Source organism: Brevundimonas sp. LM2, assembly GCF_002002865.1.
In the GTDB taxonomy this organism is placed as follows: domain Bacteria; phylum Pseudomonadota; class Alphaproteobacteria; order Caulobacterales; family Caulobacteraceae; genus Brevundimonas.
Genome location: NZ_CP019508.1, coordinates 674,235 through 693,635, shown reverse-complemented (window position 1 = coordinate 693,635; position 19,401 = coordinate 674,235). Strand labels below are relative to the sequence as shown.

Here is a 19,401-nt window from a genome sequence, read left to right as displayed (position 1 = left end):
CTCCACCCCTTGAGCGCCAACGCTGGCGCACCTGCAGCAGGCCCCGCCGACGAACGAGGTGGGGCATTCGAGGAACAGCAGCGGACGGCGTGATTCCCCACCACCACCACTGCCCCCCTCTAAAGGAGGTGGGGCAGGTGGGGCGGTGGGGCACTGGGCTTTCCCCACCGGGTTATTTGAGAGGTGGGGCAAGGTGGGGCGGTGGGGCGCTTTCATCAGATCTCTGCCCATTTCCCGACCTCAATCATCGGCCGATCTCGACGCCCTTCGTCCTTCATGGTCACCCGAACCAGCGCTCCGGTCTTGATCCATGTTGCTAGGAGGCTCTTGACCTTGGACTTGTCGGCAGGGTCATCCAGGTTGAGGCCCAGCGTGTCGGCCACGGCCCTGCCCGCCCATTCGTTAGCCTGGGCATTCTCGCGCCACTGCCCGCCATCAATGGCCCGCTGCACGGCCAGGAGATCGGTCGCCTTGATCCCGTCGAAGGCGTCGGGCCACTTCCATCTGCGGACCGCACCGACGTTGTCGGACGGATTGAAGGTGTCGCCGTTGTCCAGGTCGACGCTGGCCACCTGAAACCAGTCCGCGCCCTCGGCCGGCGGGGTCAGGTTGGTCTTTCCATTCTCGACCCTGAAGTACGCTTCGCCCGGCTTGACGCCGGCTCGCTCACGCTCCTCCTTAGACATGGCGTTCAGGACGCGGGCGGAGCGGGCGGCGTTCAAGAGCGACACAGCACCCCGGCCGTCCTCGACCGTGGTCTCGGCCCCATTGGTCTTGCGGGTGTGGTGGACCAGCGAGATCGCGGTGTTCGTCTCGTCAGCGATCTTGCCCCAGCGCTTGGCCACCAGATCGATCGCGTTGTTGTCGTTCTCGGTGACCTGGTGGGTCGAGACGAAGGGATCGAGGATCACGACGTCCAGCTGGAGCGAGCGGATGGTGTCTAGGATGGACTCGACGTTCGGGGCCAAGATCGTGGCGCCATCGCGGGTCTGTTCGGCGATGACAACCGCGTCCTCTCGACCACTGCCCAGGTGCAGCCAGCCGTCGAGGTCATCAGGGCCAAGGTCATGCAGCAGACAGGCGGCGAGGGCGCGGCGTTCCGTTTCCTCGAAAGGATCTTCGCCGTTCCAGTAGCCGACCTTCAGACGATGGACCGGACGGATGCCCAGGACCGGCTTGCCGCTGGCCATCGCCATCGCCTCGGCCAGGACCAAGGCAGATTTGCCCACCCCGCCCGGGGCGAAAGTGGCGGACACGAACTTGCGGATCAGCTGCTTGCCGTAGACCCACTGGCGGCGCGGCATGGTGGCAGGGTCTCGCCAGACGAAGGGCCTGACGAAGTGGCTCAGGGGCCTGTCGAGGGCGTCGGGGATGGTGCCGTCCAGATTGACGCCCCATTCGTTCGCAGAGGCGTGCGGCTTAGGCGGCACTCCTGGCTGAAGCCCTCGGGTCTGAGCCTCCCACCATGCGTCGACCTCGGCGTCTGTCTCGCAGTCGTTCAGGTCCTTCGGGTGGTCGTTGGCCACTGGGTAGGGGCTCATTGGGCGACACCGATCAGCAGGCGGGTCAGATCCTCGCGCTCAAGCTCCTCAGCTACTTGGTCGCGGATCAGCTGTTCCTCGTCCAAATGGTCGTTGATCGCGGTCTCGAGAATGTCCGCGATCTGGGCTGGGGTCAGCGCTTCAAGCTGGCACGTTTCGCCGGTCCAGGCCTTCGCCCGACTGTCCGTGGCCTTGGCCAGCGCGGTCGGCAGGCGATAGCGGATGACTTGGTCCTCAGTGAGAGCCACCCGCTGGAACTCGGCCCTCACCAGGTAGTTGGGCCGGTCCTTTCGGACGAAGGCTTCAACGTCCTCGGCAACCGATCGAAAGATGCTTTCGCCGGAGGGGTCATAGTCCCCCAGGTGCAGGATTACGGCAGGCTTGCCGATGTCGCAGATACGATCGGCGATCGCCTTTTTCGCTGTCAGCGAGTCGAAGCCGGACGAAGAGAAGACGGCGACTGAATACTGATGTGCAACGGAGGCCAGCTGGTGGATCATCCCGCTCGCTTCGCACCAAACTTCCAGGTGGAAGGGCTGGCTGGCCATCAGGTTGCGCTTGAACCGAGCGGCGCGGCGGCGCTGATCGACGAGGAAGGCGTCGGCGTCGGCATAGCGGTCCATGCGGATCGTCATCACCCCGTCGTCGCGGATGGCGTGGAAGGGGACGACGCCGCCTCGGCGAGCGTTGACCAGGTGGTGGCAGAGCTTCCGGTAAAATCCTTCGGACTTCTCGTAGTCGTGCGCGCCGATCAGCCGATAAAAGATCTGACGAACCGTCAGCGGCCAGTGCTCCCGATACTCGTCGAGCACGGTCTCCACGGCGTCCAGCAGGCGCTGAGTGTCGGCCTGGGGCTTGTAGTCGGCGATGTAGCCGCGGGCCCGCCCGGGACTTTTACGCCTAGACGTAATCTCGACTGCGGCGGTCACGACGCCACCTCCAGCCCTTGGAAATGGCCGTCGTCGTTGAAGATGGAGCGGAACGTAAGTCTTGCGCGACCCACGTGACGCGAGTAGCTTTCATCCCGTTCTGATTGCCCGTCTAAACCGTGATGGACCCCGGTTGCGCCTGCCCGCGCACCGGGGTTTTTCATGGGTGGGGCCCGATTGAAGCGGCCCATTATGCCGCCTCGCTGGTCGAGCTGACGGCGTTGTCATTGGCCCAGGTCACCAGATCCCCGACCCGGTAGCGGACAGCCCTGCCGAACTTCGAGAAGCGGCAGCCGCCGCCCGAAACGCGGAGGTTTCTCAGATAGGCGCGAGAGAGGCCGAGCATGTCGGCTGCCTCGCGGTCATCGATGTAACGGTCGTGGCTCTGAATCGCCGCGCGGCCCGTCGCGATCGTCTGCGTCTGCATCTGCTTGTTCCCAGAGGCACCGGCTCATTCCGGTGGGTCTCTGAGTGCATCGATGGCGAACGACGATCCTCAGGGGACGTGGCGACCGACGGCTACTACCCCCCTTCCGTCGGTCGCCACGGGGCTAACGTCGGTCGCCCCCGGCTATGGGGCGATACTGACCTTGGGCCTTCATGAAGATGGGAGGTTCGGCGGCCAGGATCGCCTGGCGAATGTCTGGGAGATCGCGGCGACTAAAAGCTTTCAGAGTAGGCTCCAGCTGGATGTGACGGGCAACTTCCCTGGCGCAGGCGCTGAGCGACATGTTCCTGTCTAATGCCGCAATCTGGCGTGCCAGAGTTGTAAGCGGAAGGTTGTCCGCTCGCGCTTTCGCGCGCTTCGCCTCCGTAGCACTGGCGAGGGACTTTTCATTGCCCACGCCGCGCTGGGCAAGATGTTCGACGCCGCGCGCCTTGGCATCGTCTAAAGCGGCCAGATAGCCCAGCTGGTATGCCCAATCTGCCACCTGCTTAACGTCTCGCTCCGGTGCGCCATGCGGCCCGTCTGGTATCTCGGCCAGCATCCGCGCGAGGCCCAACCGGGCTAGAAGCAGAGTGTCGACGGCTCCAAGGCCAGAGGCACGCTGCAAGGCCTCGATATGCCCAAGTAGCCCTACAAGATCAGCTGCACCGGCTTTCTCGAATGCTGCTTGATCAAACCACGCCAGCGAGGACCGGCCCGTATCGTCCGCTCGACGAAAATAGAGCGGATACGGGAAAGGGTCCGGCTCACGTCCTGCTAGGTGGGTCGAGATACCGACGCGGAGATAATGCGTTTCATCGATCACTCCGCCGGAGCGGCCTTCCACGATTTCGTCGACAACGATCTGATGATCGGCCCGGCACCAAAGGCGGGTGCTCTGCCGCCACCCCGCGAGCCGAGGATCATGGGTTTCGTTCAACACGACCTCGACCTCGTTGGAAACGACCGAAAGCGTGGGCTTCGTCATTGCTCCAGGGCCTTTGCAATGTGCGCTGAAATGCTATCCGCTGCCGCTCGCACCGGATCGTCGGCAAGGTGCGCATAGCGGGCGGTCGTCTTGACGTCGGCGTGGCCTAGGAGCTTGCCCAGCACGACCAGCCCCTGTCCGGAGGCGACCCCGCTGCTGGCGAAAGAATGCCGCAGATCATGGATTCGCAAGTCATCAAGATCCGCGGTCTTCCGCACGATGCGCCAGGTCTTCTGAAGCTGGCCGAACGGCTTCAGCAGGTCTGTGGCGGATGGGAAGACATAGGGGCTGCCCTTCACCTTCCTCGCGGCCTCGATCACCTCCAAAGCCACTCGGCCGATCGGGACGATTTTCTGGCCGGTCTTGCTGTCCTCCAGGCGAAGGCAGCCGAAATCGGCGTCGACCTCAGACCATTTCAGCTGCTCGATCTCGCCGCGACGTGCGCCGGTAAGGGCCAGGAGGCGCAGGATCCTGGTGGCCGACTGATTCCCGCCGGCAGCGTCTGACGCGGCCATGGCCTCGCCCAGCGCAGCAAGCTCGGTCGGCGAAAGGAAGCGCTCCATCTTCCTGTCGCGATATCGTTGAAGGCCGCGCACCGGGTTGTCGGGCCGGATCTTCTGTTTGATCGCGAACTCGAAGATGCCGCCCAGGAGCCCGGCCGTCCGCGTGGCCGTGCCCTTGCCGCCCTTCGCCATGGGGTCTTTCAGACGGCGGCGCTCGGCGTCCTTGGGGGCCTGGCCGGCCTTCACCTGAGCCAGCGAGGGTTTCACCTTCGACGCTGTCCGGCCGGTCGCGACGTCCTGCATCCAGCGCTCGACGTCGGCGAGAGTGACGGCATTGACCCGTTTGCTGCCCAGGATGGGTTTGATGTGGCGCTCTATGCGCCCCTTGTCCGTGGCAATGGTCGAGGGCTTTTTCATCGCGACCCCCTGCTTCAAGTACAGGTCGCAGAGATCAGACACAGTGATATCGGCCCGCACCTTGGCGCGGTCGGCCTGGGGGTCTGCCCCCTTCGTCGCCGAAGCCAAAGCTTTCCGGGCTTCGTCGCGGGCCTCGTCGGCGGTGATCACCCCATGCCGGCCGATGACCAGCTGGCGAAGCGTCCCGGTCCGGCCGCCGCCGACGCGGTACCGGGCGACATAGGTCTTCGTGCCCTGCGGCGAGACGCGGAGCCCGAACCCTTTCATCTCACTATCCCAGACGGTGAAGCGGTCGGCCTGGGGCTTCGCAGCATCCACGACCCGCTTGGTAATCCGCGCCGACCGTCCGATCTCGTCTGCCATTCCGCCCTCCTATGCCGACCGTCCGGAGAGCCCGTGGTCATCACATGGTCATCACCGCGAAGGTGACACCCATGAACAAGAGTAGAACACTGGCGCACGAGACGGAAGGCCAAAACGCCGCCACGACTGGGTTACAGCCCGGAAAGCCTGTGACGGCGGGCCCGGCCTAAACGCCCTCCGAAGGCAGGGGTCAGAGGTTCGAATCCTCTCGGGTGCGCCACGTCCCTTCCAGACTCAGCCGGCGCGGACCCTCAGGCCCATCGGATCCGGGCTGCGTCTGCGCCTCGGTTCCCATGGAGGCCGTGTCCCCTCCCCGGCCACGGGCGGCCCAGGATCGACGCAGCGTCACGGGTGGGCGTCAGTCACTCCAGGCCGTCGTCGGTGACGAGATAGTCCTGGCCGTCCGCCACGGCCTTGGCCGCCAGTTCGTCTTGGACCAGATGCCAGCGCCGCAAGCGCTCGAAGTCGATGGTGTGGGCCGGAGACTCGTCCAGCCATTCGTTAAAGCTTTTGGCCTGGGCCGCATAATCGGGCGAGCCCGGGCTCGGAATCGGCGGCACCTGCGGCAGCTTGCTCGCCACAGAGGCGGGGATGGGAAAGGATCCCGATGTCGTGGACAGCATCATGGCTCCTATCCTTACGGCAAGATGCCGGCGGCACAAGCCACCGGCGACGCCGGCGCGGTCAGAACGGCGATGGTCGAGGACCCCGGGGCTTGATAGGGTCCGGAGGTCGGAGTGTTCGATCAGGCGGGTTCAGCGGGAGACGAGGATGACGCATCCCTTCAAGGCGACGATCCTGGCGCTGGCTCTGCTGTGGCCCATGGCCAGCCTGGCGCAGACGACCGATCTCCAGACCCCGGACCCGGTCGCCCGGCTGTTGCCCCCGGCGGCCACGGTCGGCGACGAAGGCGTTGAGCCCCGGGTCGCGAGCGCCGCGCCGGATGCGGCCGAGGCGCGCGTCACCCGCGCCCTGAACGATGAGATCGTCGCGCGCAACCAGCTGGCCGAAAACCAGGATCGTGCGGACCTCGAGGCCTATGAACAGGAACGCGCCCGCTACCAGGTCGTCGTCGACCAGGCCACACGGGACCGGCTGGCCTATGAAGAGGCCGCGCGGGAGTGGGAGGTCGCGAAAGATCGCGCCGAGGAGGCCCGCGGCCGCTATGCCGCCGACCTTCTGGCCTGTCGGGCGGGCGATCGCAGTCGCTGTCCGCGCTGAAGTCGGTCCTGAGGATGTAACGCCGCGGCCGCCGACCGCGTAAGCGGACGCAAGCGGTTTGCCGAATGGCCGGTCCTGTGAGACCGTCGCGCGCGCCGAGGGAGGGGTCGATGACCGAAGGAACGCTGGACGGACATCCCGCCGAGCGCCGCTCTGCGCCGGACCCTGCCGACCGCCCCCTGCCCGGAGGGCGCCTCGACACCTGGCGTCACCCCGCGGTGGTCCGGCTCACCCACTGGGTCAATGTCGCCGCTATCGTGATCCTGCTGATGAGCGGGGCCAACATCCTGCTGGCGCATCCGCATCTGTACTGGGGCGTGCGGTCGACCTTCGCCGATCCGTGGTTGAGCATCGGAACGATCCCGAACTGGCTGCTGATCCCCCAGGGACGCAATCTGGCCGAGGCGCGGCACTGGCATTTCTTCTTCGCCTGGGTCTTCGTCATCAACGGCCTGATCTATCTGGCCTACGGGTTCGCCAGCCGGCGTTTCGGGCGACGGCTGTGGCCGACGGGCGCCGAGCTCCGCGGCACCTGGGACTCGGTGAAGGAACACGCCCGTTTCCACTTCCCCAAGGACGAGAAGGCCCGGACCTACAACGTCATCCAGAAGCTGACCTATGTGGCGATCATCCTGTTCGTCCTGCCGATGATGCTGATCACCGGCCTGTCGATGTCGCCGGGCTTCAACGCGGTGGGCGGAGTCCTGCTGGAACTGATGGGTGGACGGCAGTCGGCGCGGACGCTGCATTTCATCTCGGCCGGTCTGATCGTGGGCTTCATCCTCATCCACGTCTTCCTGGTGGTCTGGACGGGGCTGTTCAACAACATGCGAGCGATGATCACCGGCTGGTTCGTCCTGGAGCCGTCCACCCCGCATGAGGGAGAGCCGAAATGAGCGTCTCTGGACTGAACCGGCGGACCTGGCTGGGGCGGGCCCTGGCCGGCGTCGGCGTGCTGGCCCTGGCCGCCTGCGAGCGCGGCGTCTCGTTCAGCGAGCGGCTGAAGGTCTCGGCCGAGGCCCTGACGCGGCGCACCCAGCGGCTGCTGATCCCCCGCGAGGCCCTGGCCCCGGAATATTCGGTCAGCGAGATCAGCCCCGACTTCAAGCCCAACGGCTCCATCTCCCCGGCGGCGGCCGCCTATGTCGCTCTGCGCGACGGCGGCTTCGCCGACTATCGGCTGGAGATCGGTGGCCTGGTCGAGCGGCCGCTGAGCCTGTCGCTGGCCGAGCTGCGGGAACGCCCCAGTCGGACCCAGATCACCAAGCACGACTGCGTCGAGGGCTGGACCGCCATCGGCCAGTGGACCGGGGTGCGGCTGGAGAGCCTGTTGGACGAGGCCGGCCTCAAGCCCGAGGCCAGATACATCGTCTTCCACTGTTTCGACGCCCTGACCCAGACCGAGGACGGGCCACGCTATTACGAGAGCATCGACCTGATCGATGCCCGCCACCCCCAGACCATCCTGGCCTACGCCATGAACGGCGAGACCCTGCCGGTGCCGCACGGGGCCCCGCTGCGGCTCAGGGTCGAGCGGCAGTTGGGCTACAAACACGCCAAATACATCCGCCGGATCGAGGCGGTGGAAAGCTTCGACGCCATCCAGGGCGGCAAGGGCGGCTACTGGGAAGACCGCGGCTATGAATGGTACGCAGGGATCTGATGCCGATCGGTGAACGATCCGACACCCGGGGGGTTGACGTCACTCATGACGACCGGAGACAGCCGATGACCGACAGCCCCAACATCGCGGCGACCAAGCGCTTTGGCGAGATCGTCAACACCGGTGATCTCGACGCCTTCCCCGAGGTCGTGGCCGAGGGTTGTGTCGACAACGACCCGGCACCCGATCAGGGGCGGGGCCCGGAGGGGTTCAAGACCTTCTTCACCGGGATGCGTACGGCCTTCCCCGATCTGAAGGTCGAGCCCCAGACCCTGGTGGCCGACGGCGATCAAGTCGCCTTCGCCTATGAGATCACCGGGACCCACGACGGCGATTTCAACGGGCTGGCCGCGACCGGCAAGCCGATCAAGGTGCGCGGCATGCAGATCGGCCGGTTCGAGGACGGCAAGATGGTCGAACGCTGGGGCAGCTCCGACGAGCTCGGTATCCTGAAACAGCTGGGTGTCGCCCCGGCCTGACCCCTCGTCAGAGCAGGAATTCGCGGCGCTGGGCCGCGCTGGCCAAACCCGCCTCGATCACCTCCATCACGGTCAGGGCCTGTTCGGGCGGGACCGGATTGGGCCCCTCGCCGCGCAGGGCCGCCGCGATGCCGGCATAGAAGGCTGGATAGTCGCCGGCCGGGCCGTCGAGGGCGATGCGGGCTCCGGTGTCGCCCTCGACCCGGATCAAGGGCGAGGGATCGACGCCCCAGCCGGGCGCGCCGACCGGCATCCCGGCCTTCAGCTGGTCCTCCTGCGGGTCGAGGCCCGAAGACATCAGGCTGGCTCGGGTCCCGTGGACCGCGAACCGGACGTCGGAGGCCGCGACCGTCATGGCCGCGTTGAGGACCACGCGGACGTCCTCATAGCGCAGCACGGCATGGGCCCAGTCGGGGCTGCGGCCGCCGTCGCGCTGAATGGCCAGATCAAGGGTGACGCCCAGCGGCCGGCCGAACAGGATCAGGGCCTGGTCGATCAAATGCGGCCCCAGGTCGAACCAGACCCCGGCCCCCTCGGCCTCGCGCCAGCGGTCGCGGACCTGGGGGCGGAAACGGTCGAACCGGCTTTCGAACGTCACGACCCGACCCAGCCGCCCCGAGGCGATCTCGGCCTGGACGGCGAGGAAGTCTGCGTCCCAGCGGCGGTTGTGGAACACCGACAGCAGCAGGCCCTTGTCCGTCGCCAGATCGACGACGCGACGGGCGTCGGCCAGGGTCAGGGCGAAGGGCTTGTCGACCACCACCGCCTTGCCCGCGTTCAGCGCCTGTTCGGCCTGGGCGGCGTGGAGGGGATCGGGGGTGGCGAGGACGACGAGATCAATCGCCGGATCGGCGAGCGCGGTCTCGAGGTCGGGCACGGCCCGGGCCTCGGGCCAGGCGTCGGCGAGCCGCTGAGGCTGCGAGGTCACCACCGTGTGCAGCCTCAGATCGGCGCAGGCCGCGATCAGCGGCGCATGGAAGGTCTGGCCGGCGAAGCCGAAGCCGACGAGGGCGACGTTGGTCATGTCAGGGAGTCCCCTGGAACAAACTCGGAACAAATGTTAAGCTTCTCCTCCCCGTTCCGAAGGAATGGGGAGGTGGCGCGGCCCTCCTTCAGGGCCGTGACGGAGGGGGCGACCGGGTGGCGGACGGGAAAAGCTACGAACGCGCGCGCAGTTTCAGGCGCAGGCTCACCCCGCCCGAGGCCAGGCTGTGGATCCGCCTCAAGGGCAACAGACTGGGGGGCCTGGGCTTTCGCAAACAGCATCCGATCGGACCCTATATCCTCGACTTCTACTGCGCGGCGGCGAAGCTGGCCGTGGAGGTGGACGGGGCGTCGCACGCGACCGACGAGCGGGCCGCCCACGACGAAAGACGAACGGTCTGGCTGGGCGGCAGGGCGATCCGCGTCATTCGAATTACCGCCCGGGCGGTGAAGGACGAGTTGGATGGGGTGCTGGAGTTCATATGGCGGGAGGCGGAGGCGAGGTTGCGGGGGTGATGAGGGGCCTGCTTCCGACACCCGGTCGCCCCCTCCGTCACGGCGCAAGCGCGCCGCGCCACCTCCCCATCGCTACGCGACGGGGAGGAGAGGCTCAAACTCAGCCCGCGACCATGCTCATGTCGCGGCGGGCCATCATCTTGTCGAACTCGCCCCAGACGCCGTCCGGGCCCTGCCAGGCGCCGGTGGTGGCGGCCTTGGAGTATTCGGTGGCGCGGGCCTCGAAGAAGTTGGCGTGTTCGACGCCCGACAGCAGCGACTGCAGCCACGGCAGGGGGTTTTCCCTGATGCCGTACAGTTCGGGCAGCTTCAGCTGGCGCAGACGCCAGTCGGCGATGAAGCGGATGTATTGCTTGATGTCCTCGGGCGTCATGCCGTTCACCTCGCCGGCCTCGAAGGCCAGGTCGATGAACTTGTCTTCCAGACCCACCACGGTGCGGCAGCATTCGACGATGTCATCAGCCACCGACGGCGTGACGCAGCCCGTCTCCTTGTTGAAGGCATGGTACAGTTTGATGATGCCGTCGCAGTGCAGGCTCTCGTCGCGCACCGACCAGCTGACGATCTGGCCCATACCCTTCATCTTGTTCTGGCGCGGGAAATTCATCAGCATCGCGAAACTTGCGAACAGCTGCAGCCCCTCGGTGAAGCCACCGAACATGGCCAGGGTCCGGGCGATGTCGGCGTCGGTGTCCACCCCGAACTGGCCCATGTAGTTGTGCTTGTCCCGCATGGCCTCGTATTCCATGAAGGCCCCGAACTCGCTCTCGGGCATGCCGATGGTTTCCAGCAGCAGGGCATAGGCCGCGATGTGGATGGTCTCCATGTTGGCGAAGGATGAGAGCATCATCTTCACCTCGGTCGGTTTGAACACCCGGCCGTATTTTTCCATGTAGTTGTCGGCGACCTCGATGTCCGACTGGGTGAAGAAACGGAAGATCTGCGTCAGCAGGTTGCGCTCCTTGTCGTTCAGGTTCGCCGCCCAGTCCTTGCAGTCCTCGCCCAGCGGCACCTCTTCCGGCATCCAGTGGACCTGCTGCTGGGTCTTCCACATGTCGAACGCCCACGGATAGCGGAACGGCTTGTAGGCCGCCGAGGGGGTCAGCAGGCCGGGCCGTTGCAGGCCGGGGGCGGGCTTGATCGTGACGTGGGCGTTCATGGCGATGACCGGACTGGAGGCGACGGGGAGGACTCAGGCTGTTCGACCGGCATCCAACCCCAAAACCGATGAGAAAGCTACCGGTAGATGATTAATGATCCCCAGCCTCAACATCTTGTGTCCAACAGGGGAGCGTTTCGTGCAGCCCTCCGTATTCAGCGATGCCCGCCCGGATTTACGTCGCCGCGAACTCGCTCAGGGCGTCGATGACGGCGCGGTTCTGGTCCTCGGTGCCGACGGTGATGCGCAGGCCGTCGGGGATGCCGTAGCCGCCCACGGCGCGGACGATGATTCCCTTGGAATTCAGATAGTCATTGGCGGCGGCCGCGGTGCGTTTGGGGTCCTTGAACAGCACCAGGATGAAGTTGCCGGCCGAAGGCAGGACCTCGAACCCGAAGCCACGGATGGCCTGGGTCAGGCGCGGCCGCCAGGTCTGGACCAGCTCGCGCGAAGCGGTCTGGTGGCCCGTGTCGGCGATGGCGGCCGTGGCGGCCTCCAGGCCCGGGACCGAGACGTTGAACGGCAGGCGGATGCGGTCAATCGCCTCAGCCACCGACAAGGGCGCATAGCCGAAGCCGACGCGCAGGCCGCCCAGCCCGTGGATCTTGGAGAAGGTGCGCGTGACGACGACGTTCGACGCCTCGCGGGCCAGCGGCATCGCCGTCTCCCAGTCGGACTCGACCACGAACTCGGCATAGGCCTCGTCGACGACCAGGATGATGCGGGCCGGCAGGGCCTCGTGCAGGCGGCGGATTTCCTCACCCGTGTTGTAGCTGCCGGTCGGGTTGGAGGGGTTGGAGACGTAGACGATCTTCGTCCGGTCATCGACCTGGGCCAGCAGGGCGTCGACCTCGGCCTTATAGCCCGGCTCGGGGGCCAGCTTCACCTGGGCCTCGCAGCCCAGGGCGCTGATCCGGTAGGCCAGGAAGCCGTATTCGCCGGTGACGATATTATCGCCGGGCGAAAGATAGGTCTGGTTCAGCAGGGCGAAGACCTCGTCCGAGCCGTTGCCGAAGATCAGCCGCTCGGGCTCCAGCCCGTGGTGATCCGCGACGGCGGTGCGCAGCTTGCCGGCGCGACCGTCCGGGTACAGATGAATAGACTTGAGCGCCGCCTCATAGGCCGCCCGCGCCATCGGACCGGCCCCCAGGGCATTCTCGTTCGACGACAGTTTCATCGGCTCGGCGATGCCGGCCAGGACCGACTTGCCGCCGACATAGGGGGCGATGTCGAGGATGCCGGGCTTGGGAGCGGGGCCGGTCGAGGCGGGCGCGGTCGTGACGTCGGTCATGCGGGCATCTCAGAACAGGGGGGCGGCGCCGATCACGCCCTTCAGGGCGCCGGGGGCTGCCGAGAGCCGCCCGTCTTCGGCCTGCACATAGCCCGCCAGCATGAACAGCTTCAAGCCGCCCGCCGAGGCGAGCGGCCGGGCGACGAAGCCGCAGGCCGCCAGGGCTTCGACGATCCGCGTGTCGGCCAGCCGCGCATCGGTGACCCAGAAGGTGCGGTCGTCACCCGTCGGGCCCGTCGGAGCGGCGGCGATCCTGAGCGCGGCGGGGATCCCGTGCCGGTCGTCCGGCAGGGCGGCGATGACCCGCAGTTCGGGCCGGGCCAGCAGCCGGCCCCACCAGGGACGGGCCGTCGCCACGTCGATCAGGGCGTGGGCCCCGGCGGCGGCCTGGGCCAGGGCGGCGTCCGCATCGGCGACGGCGCGGGCCGACAGGCCGAAACGGTCGGCGGCCAGCAGCTGGGCCGCCGGGCCCGCGACCACAAGCGATACGCCGGTGTGGCCCTCGATCCGTCCCCATAGGGCGCGCAGCATGGCGGCCTGATGGACGTCGTCGGCCTCGGCCAGCAGGGCGCGCAGGGCCAGGGTCGAGGCGTCGGGCGAGGCCTCCGACCCCGCCGCCAGCCGGGCGGTCAGGGCCTCGATCAGGGCCTGGTCCAGCTTCAGCCGGTCGGTGTCGACCCGGGGCTCCTCCAGCAGGGCGCCGTGCTTTCTGGCCATCAGAACAGCTTGGGGGCCGGGGCCAGGGCGAAGGGGCCCAGGAAGGTGCGGCCGTCGCGGAAGACCAGCGACAGGGTCACGTCGTCATCACCCTGGACGGCGGCGGCGGCGCTGGCCCCCGCGGCGCCCGCCCGGTTGACCGCGCCCGAGCCCGAGCCGGCCAGGCCGGCGATGGCCGCCATCGGTCGCACCGCCTGCAGCGCCACCGTGCCCTGCAGCCGGCCGTCGGGCGTGGCGGACAGGACGTCGCTGGACAGGGTCGCGCGGCTGTCTCCGGCCGACAGTTCGCCCCGGACGGCGGTGAAGCGGCCGCCCGCGCGGGTCCAGGCCGAGAAGATCCCGGCGGCGTCAGCCCCCTGCAGACGGTCGGCGCCCTCGACCACGGTCTCGATCTGGGCCGTCAGCTTGCCGTTCCGCGCCATGCCCTCGACCGGGCCGCCGGGGCGGCCCTCGCCGTCGATCAGGCGGAACAGGACGTCGACGCTGTTCTCGGCCCCGGGCGTGGTCGAGGGGGCCAGATGGGGGCGAAGATACAGTTCGATGCGTTCGGCCCGGGAGATCGGGAAGGGCTCGGCCCCCCGGTGCACGGTGAAGACCGGCTGGGCCAGTTCGACCGCGACATTGGGCCAGCGCTGGGTCAGGCCGTGGACGCTGGCGCGGATGGCCGGTCCGCCGATGGCCACCTTGCCCTTGCCCGCCCGGGTCAGGACCAGGCCGTCATCGGCGACGATGACCCATTTGTCCGGGTTCCAGGCATTGGCCTCCGCCGCCAGATCCGGCGCGGCCAGAGCATGGCCCGACGGGGCGGTCACAGCGACGTTCTCGGCCCCCAGCCGGACCCGGAACGGCCAGCCCGAAGTGCCCAGGCCGCTGTAGGCCACGGTCCAGCCCGCGCCCCGCATGGCCTGGACCTGCAGCTCCAGCCGATCCCGCACCTGGCCGGCCAGATAGAACCACCAGACGGACCAGGCGATCAGCACGATCAGGAACAGGCCGATCGGCGCGAACAGGCCGGAACGTTTGTGGCGGGGAGCGTCGGTCATGCGGGCCTTTGCAACGGCTGGTCAGGAACGCGGGGCGGTCAGGCGACTGGAAAACACCGTCCGACCCGTCCGACCCGTTCGGATCGTTCGTCCCGGATGCGCGCGAAGGCGGGCAGATATGGGGCCGCGCGGGCGTGACGGCAACCGCCGGATGGCGACAGCCGCCCCCCTGAGCGATCCCTACAGGTTCACCACCTCGAAGCCCTCTTCGGCGACCAGCCGCTCGGCCAGGACGGCGCGGTGACAGCCGGCGTGGTCGGCCTCGAAACACAGCATGGCGATACGCTTTTCTCCGGCGAGGGCTTTCAGCTGGGCCAGCTGCAGCTGCGACGCGGGTTCGGCCAGGTGGTCGGCGAAGATGGCGCGCATCTCGCGGACATAGCCCTTCTTGGCCGCCTCCCGCCCGGCCTTGGGCGTGCCCAGCGCGCGCAGGTGCAGGTAGTCGATGCCCTCGGCCCTCAGGCTCTCGCCCAGCAGGGTCTTGGAAAAGCCGGCCCGGCGCGACGCCGCCACGGCCCGGACGTCGACCAGGGTCTCGACCCCCGCCGCCTTCAGCCGGGCGATGACCTCCGGCTGGGTCGCGCCCTCATATCCGATGGTGAACAGTTTCATGGCACCGATATGGGACCGGACAGCCCGGAAACCAGCGCCGCCTTGACGCGCCCGGCGGCGCCCGGTCCAACTCCATGTCCGATTTCAGCCAATCCGGGGTGCCGTATGTTCCGATCGTTCCTGACCGCCGCCGCGCTCGCGGCCCTCGCCCTGCCGGCCCAGGCCCAGGATCTGCTGATCCGCGGCGGCACCATCCACACGGGCGTCGAGGCCATGCCGACGGTCGAGGTGGTCATCGCCCGCGACGGGCGCATCGCCTATGCCGGCACCGCCGCGGGCGCGCCCTCGACCGAGGGGCTGAGGGTCATCGAGCTGGACGGGGCCACCCTGTTTCCCGGCTTCACCGACGGCCATGCCCATCTGGACGGCGTCGGCTGGCGCGAACTGACGCTGAACCTGGAGGGCTCGACCTCGGTGGTCGACGCCATGGCGCGGCTGACGGCCTGGGCCGAGGCGCATCCGGAGGGCGTGATCGTCGGCCGGGGCTGGATCGAGACCCGCTGGCCCGAAAGCGCCGACGGGGCCCGGTTCCTGACCGCCGCCGACCTGGACGCGGCCGCCCCCGGTCGGATCGTCCTGCTGGGCCGTTCCGACGGCCACGCCATGGTCGCCTCGACCCCCGCCATGACCCGGCTGGGCATCACCGCCGCGACCGAGGCCCCGTTCGGCGGCGAGATCCTGAAGGGCGCGGACGGCCGGCCGACCGGCCTGTTCGTCGATGCCGCCGAACAGCTTCTGGCCCCGCTGATGCCCCAGGCCGATCCCGAACAGACGCGCGAGGCCTATCGCGCCGGCTTCCGGGTCGAGGCCCGCTATGGCTGGACCGGCGTGCATTTCATGAGCGCGCCGTGGAAGGACATCCCCCTGCTGGAGGCCATGGACGCGGCCGGAGAGGCCCCCTTGCGGATCTACAACAGCGTCACCCCCGACGGGGCCCAGGCCCTGTTCGCCTCCGGCCCGCGCGAAAGCGTGAACGGCCGGATCGTCACGCGGGCGGTGAAATTCTATGCCGACGGGGCCCTGGGGTCGCGCGGGGCGGCCCTGTTCGAGCCCTATGCGGACGCGCCCGCGACGACCGGCCTGATGCAGATCACGCCTGAGCAGATCGGGCCGCTGTACCAGCAGGCGCTGCGGTCGGGCATCCAGATCGCCACCCATGCCATCGGCGATCGCGGCAACGCCTCGGTGGCGGAATGGTATGCGAGCGCCCTGGACGCCGTGCCGGCCTCCGAGCGCCCGAACGGCGCGGACGTCCGTCTGCGCATCGAGCATGCCCAGATCCTGCGGCCGTCGGACTACCACTGGTTCCAGGATCTGCCGATCATCGCCTCGATGCAGCCCAGCCACGCGATCGGCGACTTCCACTTCGCCCCGGCCCGGCTCGGCGACGCGCGGCTGGACGGGGCCTATGCCTGGCACAGTCTGGTCGACCTCGGCGTCGTCGTGGTCGGGGGATCGGACGCCCCGGTCGAGCGCGGCGATCCGCTGATCGAATTCTACGCCGCCGTCGCCCGCCGCGACCTGGAGGGGGTTCAGGGGCCGGACTGGCGGCCGCAGGAGGCCGTCGACCGTGCCACGGCGCTGAAGATGTTCACCCTGTGGCCCGCCTATGCCGCGTTCCGGGAGGACGACCTGGGCACGATCGCGGTCGGCAAGCGCGCCGACTTCACCGCCTTCGACATCGATCTGATGACCGTGCCGGAGGCCGAGATCCCGAAGGGTCGGGCCGTCCTGACCGTCGTCGACGGCCGGGTCGTCCATCCGGCCGACTGAAACGAAAAAGGGCCGCCCCGTTGCCGGAGCGGCCCTCGTCGTCGTCGGAACCCGATGCCCTAGAAGCGGGCGGTCAGGCTGACCGAGGCGCTGGAGCCCAGGTCGTAGTTGTTGATGCGGATCTTGCTGTCGCCGAACTCCTGATACTCGTCGAAGTCGGTGCCCAGCAGGTTGCGCAGTTCCAGGGCGAAGCCGAGGTCGCGTTCGGCCACCGTGAAGTCCTTGCGGTAGACGAAGTCGAGGAAGACGCCCGGCTCCTGGATGAAATCGGGCTCGCGGTTGCCGGCGGCGCCGGCGCCGCGGGCGGTGATCCGCTCGGACACGTAGTTGACGATGATCGTGGCCTGCGACCGCGCCGTGTCGTCTTCCCAACCCAGTTGCAGGTTGGCGACGTGCTCGGACTGGCCCTGCAGACGGCTGCCGTCTTCGATGAAGAAGTCGGCCGGCTGCGGCACGGTATCGCCGGGGCTGACCACGGTGTCGCCCGACTCCACCTTAACCTCGGAGCTGGAGTAGGTGTAGTTGGCCTGGACCAGCCAGCGCTTGTTGGCGATGAAGGACGTTCCGCTGTCGGGCCATTCGAAATATTTCTTGGCCTCGACTTCGGCGCCGTAGATCACCGCCTGTGGGGCGTTCAGGAAGGACTGCTGCTTGTCGGTGTTGGTGATGGCCACGATCGTGGACTCCACCGGCTTGTCCAGGTCCTTGTAGAAGACGCCGAAGGTGAAGAACTGCTGGCGGTCGAAATACCACTCGTAACGGGCGTCCAGGTTCAGGATCTCGGTGTCGACCAGGAACGGGTTGCCGTTGAAGGTCCGGTCGCTTTCGGGATCGGTATAGGGCTGGGCGGCCAGTTCGCGGAACTGGGGGCGGCCGATGGTCTGCGACGCGCCGAGACGCAGTTGCATGTCTTCGGCGAAGTTCCAGGTCGCGGTGAAGGCCGGCAGGAAATATTCTTCCTCCAGACGCGTGGCCAGCAGCGGTGCCGTGTTCCCGAACAGATCCCGCGTCGTCACCGACTGCTCGGCTTCCTCGTAGCGGACGCCGACCGTCGTCGTGACCAGGGGGATGATCTCCGCCTCGACCGACACATAGGCGGCGTTGACCTGCAGCTCGCCGTCATAGGCGGCGGCCCCGTTCTGACCGGTGATCTCCTGCAGCACCAGGCCGTTCGGTCCGATGTTGAAGTCCGACGTGTAGTAGTCGACGCGGGATTCCAGCTGGTCCTGGGTCAGGTTGTTGCCACCCGTGAAGGTCAGGTCGCGACGCTCGGAGTCGCGGCTGTTGTCCAGGAAGGCCACGCCACCGGCGAAGGTGACGTCGCGCAGCTCGGACAGGGGCAGGGTGTAGCGAACGTCCGCGCCCGCCGAATAGACGTCGTCGTCGAGCTCGCTGAAGGAGATCAGGTTGCCGCCGCCGCCCGTCCGGTGGACGAAGGCACCCGTGGCGTTCTGGGCGTAGCTGAAGCGGGTCTCGTACGGTGCGTCGCGCGAGGTGGTCGCATAGGCCGCGCGCCAGTCCAGTTCCAGCGCGCCGTCCATGAAGTCATGCTCGCCGGCCAGCTGGGTGGAGAACAGCTCCCGCACGAACCATTCCGTGAAATCGTCACGCAGGATGTTGCCGCCGGCATCGAACACCGGTCCGACCCGCGAGCGGGCCTCCTTGGTGGTGTTGCGGACGTAGAAATTGGTCCACTTCAGCTCATGGTCGGCGCCCGACAGCGACAGGCCCCCCAGCAGGTTCAGCTGGACGTCGTTCTGGTTCGAGGCGAACTGGAAGCTGTCCAGGGGGATCAGCGTGCCGGCGTCGAAGCCACCGGCTTCCTGGAAGCCCTGGCGGATGCGCCAGCTGTTGTCGTAGCCCGCCACCGCGATGACGCCGAGCGTCCCGAGCGGCGTTTCGTTGGAGAAGCCGCCGGAAACCTCGAGGCCCACGTCGACCGGGTTTTCTTCGCGCTGAAGCAGCCGCAGCGGGGCGTTGTTCAGCGACCGGCCGATCTGTTGCAGCTGGCGATCGGTGAAGGCGCCCGTGCCCTGCTGGATCTGGTTGCCGGACTGGAAGGCCAGGGCGAGCTCACCCGGGATGTCGCGGGTGTCGTCGTCGAAGCCGAGGAAGTCGGTGCGCGAGCCGAAATAGGTCAGACCCTCCTGGCCCGTCGCTTCCGTATTGCCGCCGATTTCGACCTGCATCGTGAAGAAGGGATCGTTGGGCGCGTCGATGGTCTGAAGGTCGATCACGCCGCCGCCGAACTCGCCGGGGAAGTTGGCGGAGTAGGTCTTCTGGACGGTGACGCTGTCCAGAACGTTGGCCGGGAACAGGTCCAGGGGCACGACCCGCTGCAGCGGTTCGGGGCTGGGCAGGGGCGAGCCGTTCAGCAGGGCCGAGGAATAGCGCTCGCCCAGGCCGCGGACGTAGATGAAGCGACCCTCGACGACCGACAGGCCGGTGACGCGGGTCAGGGCGGCGGCGGCGTTCGAATCGCCGGTGCGCTGCAGGTCTTCGGCGGTCACGAAGGCGGCGACCTCGGAGCTTTCGCGGTTGGGCTCGGGAATATAGCGGCCCAGGACGACGATCTCGTCGAGCGTGGACTCCTGCTCCGCGTCCGACTCCTGCACGGTCGGCTCAGCCTGCTGCGCCGGGGTCTGCTGGACGGGGGCGGTCTGAGCGTATGCCAGCCCAGGCGCGATCAGCGCGCTGGTGGCCAGCAGGACCCCGCTAAGGGTCAAAGATAGCGTCTTCATGATCTGCGCGCCTTGGGTAGGTTTCAACGGAAAT

19 protein-coding genes are annotated in these 19,401 nt (G+C 67.7%); 6 read left to right on the top strand and 13 right to left on the bottom strand.

What is annotated here, in order from left to right:
• Positions 1 to 215: 215 nt before the first annotated feature.
• The 6 genes from BZG35_RS03465 to BZG35_RS03440 all read right to left on the bottom strand — a co-directional run bounded on the left by BZG35_RS03465 (position 216) and on the right by BZG35_RS03440 (position 5,794).
• The gene (locus BZG35_RS03465; protein WP_216351879.1) at positions 216 to 1,541 is read right to left on the bottom strand and encodes an AAA family ATPase; all 1,326 of its coding nucleotides are present in this window, start codon (positions 1,539 to 1,541) and stop codon (positions 216 to 218) included.
• On the bottom strand, positions 1,538 to 2,470 hold the full coding sequence (locus tag BZG35_RS03460; RefSeq protein WP_216351878.1) for a hypothetical protein: 933 nt from the start codon (positions 2,468 to 2,470) through the stop codon (positions 1,538 to 1,540). The genes BZG35_RS03465 and BZG35_RS03460 overlap by 4 nt, the downstream gene beginning before the upstream one ends.
• Positions 2,471 to 2,660: 190 nt before the next feature.
• Complete coding sequence (locus tag BZG35_RS03455) at positions 2,661 to 2,897, bottom strand: AlpA family transcriptional regulator (RefSeq protein WP_077354377.1); 237 nt, start codon at positions 2,895 to 2,897, stop codon at positions 2,661 to 2,663.
• Between the two features lie 124 nt (positions 2,898 to 3,021).
• Positions 3,022 to 3,885, bottom strand: coding sequence for a hypothetical protein (locus tag BZG35_RS03450; protein ID WP_077354376.1), 864 nt, complete (start codon positions 3,883 to 3,885; stop codon positions 3,022 to 3,024).
• Positions 3,882 to 5,168 carry a site-specific integrase gene (locus BZG35_RS03445; RefSeq protein ID WP_077354375.1) on the bottom strand — a complete coding sequence of 429 codons (1,287 nt, stop codon included), beginning with the start codon at positions 5,166 to 5,168 and terminating at the stop codon, positions 3,882 to 3,884. The genes BZG35_RS03450 and BZG35_RS03445 overlap by 4 nt, the downstream gene beginning before the upstream one ends.
• Positions 5,169 to 5,530: 362 nt before the next feature.
• Positions 5,531 to 5,794 carry a hypothetical protein gene (locus BZG35_RS03440; protein WP_077354374.1) on the bottom strand — a complete coding sequence of 88 codons (264 nt, stop codon included), beginning with the start codon at positions 5,792 to 5,794 and terminating at the stop codon, positions 5,531 to 5,533.
• Between the two features lie 145 nt (positions 5,795 to 5,939).
• Between BZG35_RS03440 and BZG35_RS03435 the strand changes: the two genes are divergently transcribed.
• The 4 genes from BZG35_RS03435 to BZG35_RS03420 all read left to right on the top strand — a co-directional run bounded on the left by BZG35_RS03435 (position 5,940) and on the right by BZG35_RS03420 (position 8,531).
• Entirely contained in the window at positions 5,940 to 6,389 is a 450-nt protein-coding gene (locus tag BZG35_RS03435; RefSeq protein WP_077354373.1) for a hypothetical protein, read from the top strand.
• A gap of 110 nt (positions 6,390 to 6,499) precedes the next feature.
• Positions 6,500 to 7,285, top strand: coding sequence for a cytochrome b/b6 domain-containing protein (locus tag BZG35_RS03430; protein WP_077354372.1), 786 nt, complete (start codon positions 6,500 to 6,502; stop codon positions 7,283 to 7,285).
• On the top strand, positions 7,282 to 8,052 hold the full coding sequence (locus tag BZG35_RS03425; RefSeq protein ID WP_077354371.1) for a molybdopterin-binding protein: 771 nt from the start codon (positions 7,282 to 7,284) through the stop codon (positions 8,050 to 8,052). The genes BZG35_RS03430 and BZG35_RS03425 overlap by 4 nt, the downstream gene beginning before the upstream one ends.
• 65 nt (positions 8,053 to 8,117) lie before the next feature.
• On the top strand, positions 8,118 to 8,531 hold the full coding sequence (locus tag BZG35_RS03420; protein WP_077354370.1) for an ester cyclase: 414 nt from the start codon (positions 8,118 to 8,120) through the stop codon (positions 8,529 to 8,531).
• Between the two features lie 7 nt (positions 8,532 to 8,538).
• Here the strand turns inward: BZG35_RS03420 and BZG35_RS03415 are convergent, their stop codons facing one another.
• On the bottom strand, positions 8,539 to 9,555 hold the full coding sequence (locus tag BZG35_RS03415; RefSeq protein WP_077354369.1) for an oxidoreductase: 1,017 nt from the start codon (positions 9,553 to 9,555) through the stop codon (positions 8,539 to 8,541).
• 116 nt (positions 9,556 to 9,671) lie between these two features.
• On the opposite strand from BZG35_RS03415, the gene BZG35_RS03410 reads away from it, so the two are divergent.
• Entirely contained in the window at positions 9,672 to 10,031 is a 360-nt protein-coding gene (locus BZG35_RS03410; RefSeq protein WP_077354368.1) for an endonuclease domain-containing protein, read from the top strand.
• A gap of 100 nt (positions 10,032 to 10,131) precedes the next feature.
• On the opposite strand, the gene BZG35_RS03405 is transcribed toward BZG35_RS03410, so the two are convergent.
• The 5 genes from BZG35_RS03405 to BZG35_RS03385 form a co-directional block, all read right to left on the bottom strand.
• Positions 10,132 to 11,190, bottom strand: coding sequence for a ribonucleotide-diphosphate reductase subunit beta (locus BZG35_RS03405; protein WP_077354367.1), 1,059 nt, complete (start codon positions 11,188 to 11,190; stop codon positions 10,132 to 10,134).
• A gap of 175 nt (positions 11,191 to 11,365) precedes the next feature.
• The gene (gene hisC, locus BZG35_RS03400) at positions 11,366 to 12,481 is read right to left on the bottom strand and encodes a histidinol-phosphate transaminase (RefSeq protein WP_077354366.1); all 1,116 of its coding nucleotides are present in this window, start codon (positions 12,479 to 12,481) and stop codon (positions 11,366 to 11,368) included.
• Positions 12,482 to 12,490: 9 nt separating this feature from the next.
• On the bottom strand, positions 12,491 to 13,198 hold the full coding sequence (locus BZG35_RS03395; protein WP_077354365.1) for a hypothetical protein: 708 nt from the start codon (positions 13,196 to 13,198) through the stop codon (positions 12,491 to 12,493).
• Positions 13,198 to 14,241 carry a DUF2125 domain-containing protein gene (locus BZG35_RS03390; RefSeq protein WP_077354364.1) on the bottom strand — a complete coding sequence of 348 codons (1,044 nt, stop codon included), beginning with the start codon at positions 14,239 to 14,241 and terminating at the stop codon, positions 13,198 to 13,200. The genes BZG35_RS03395 and BZG35_RS03390 overlap by 1 nt, the downstream gene beginning before the upstream one ends.
• A gap of 180 nt (positions 14,242 to 14,421) precedes the next feature.
• A complete protein-coding gene (locus BZG35_RS03385; RefSeq protein ID WP_077354363.1) occupies positions 14,422 to 14,853 on the bottom strand; it encodes a DUF488 family protein in 432 nt (143 codons plus the stop codon).
• Positions 14,854 to 14,958: 105 nt separating this feature from the next.
• On the opposite strand from BZG35_RS03385, the gene BZG35_RS03380 reads away from it, so the two are divergent.
• Positions 14,959 to 16,626 carry an amidohydrolase gene (locus BZG35_RS03380; protein ID WP_077354362.1) on the top strand — a complete coding sequence of 556 codons (1,668 nt, stop codon included), beginning with the start codon at positions 14,959 to 14,961 and terminating at the stop codon, positions 16,624 to 16,626.
• A 59-nt stretch (positions 16,627 to 16,685) separates the two neighbouring features.
• Here BZG35_RS03380 and BZG35_RS03375 read toward each other — a convergent pair whose 3' ends face one another.
• The gene (locus BZG35_RS03375) at positions 16,686 to 19,367 is read right to left on the bottom strand and encodes a TonB-dependent receptor domain-containing protein (RefSeq protein WP_077354361.1); all 2,682 of its coding nucleotides are present in this window, start codon (positions 19,365 to 19,367) and stop codon (positions 16,686 to 16,688) included.
• Between the last annotated feature and the right edge of the window lie 34 nt (positions 19,368 to 19,401).

Coding starts and splice junctions, on each gene's coding strand:
- BZG35_RS03465 (WP_216351879.1), bottom strand. CDS start 1,541: ATGAGCCCCTACCCAGTGGCCAACGACCACCCGAAGGACCTGAACGAC.
- BZG35_RS03455 (WP_077354377.1), bottom strand. CDS start 2,897: ATGCAGACGCAGACGATCGCGACGGGCCGCGCGGCGATTCAGAGCCAC.
- BZG35_RS03450 (WP_077354376.1), bottom strand. CDS start 3,885: ATGACGAAGCCCACGCTTTCGGTCGTTTCCAACGAGGTCGAGGTCGTG.
- BZG35_RS03445 (WP_077354375.1), bottom strand. CDS start 5,168: ATGGCAGACGAGATCGGACGGTCGGCGCGGATTACCAAGCGGGTCGTG.
- BZG35_RS03440 (WP_077354374.1), bottom strand. CDS start 5,794: ATGATGCTGTCCACGACATCGGGATCCTTTCCCATCCCCGCCTCTGTG.
- BZG35_RS03435 (WP_077354373.1), top strand. CDS start 5,940: ATGACGCATCCCTTCAAGGCGACGATCCTGGCGCTGGCTCTGCTGTGG.
- BZG35_RS03430 (WP_077354372.1), top strand. CDS start 6,500: ATGACCGAAGGAACGCTGGACGGACATCCCGCCGAGCGCCGCTCTGCG.
- BZG35_RS03425 (WP_077354371.1), top strand. CDS start 7,282: ATGAGCGTCTCTGGACTGAACCGGCGGACCTGGCTGGGGCGGGCCCTG.
- BZG35_RS03420 (WP_077354370.1), top strand. CDS start 8,118: ATGACCGACAGCCCCAACATCGCGGCGACCAAGCGCTTTGGCGAGATC.
- BZG35_RS03415 (WP_077354369.1), bottom strand. CDS start 9,555: ATGACCAACGTCGCCCTCGTCGGCTTCGGCTTCGCCGGCCAGACCTTC.
- BZG35_RS03405 (WP_077354367.1), bottom strand. CDS start 11,190: ATGAACGCCCACGTCACGATCAAGCCCGCCCCCGGCCTGCAACGGCCC.
- hisC (WP_077354366.1), bottom strand. CDS start 12,481: ATGACCGACGTCACGACCGCGCCCGCCTCGACCGGCCCCGCTCCCAAG.
- BZG35_RS03395 (WP_077354365.1), bottom strand. CDS start 13,198: ATGGCCAGAAAGCACGGCGCCCTGCTGGAGGAGCCCCGGGTCGACACC.
- BZG35_RS03390 (WP_077354364.1), bottom strand. CDS start 14,241: ATGACCGACGCTCCCCGCCACAAACGTTCCGGCCTGTTCGCGCCGATC.
- BZG35_RS03385 (WP_077354363.1), bottom strand. CDS start 14,853: ATGAAACTGTTCACCATCGGATATGAGGGCGCGACCCAGCCGGAGGTC.
- BZG35_RS03380 (WP_077354362.1), top strand. CDS start 14,959: ATGTTCCGATCGTTCCTGACCGCCGCCGCGCTCGCGGCCCTCGCCCTG.
- BZG35_RS03375 (WP_077354361.1), bottom strand. CDS start 19,367: ATGAAGACGCTATCTTTGACCCTTAGCGGGGTCCTGCTGGCCACCAGC.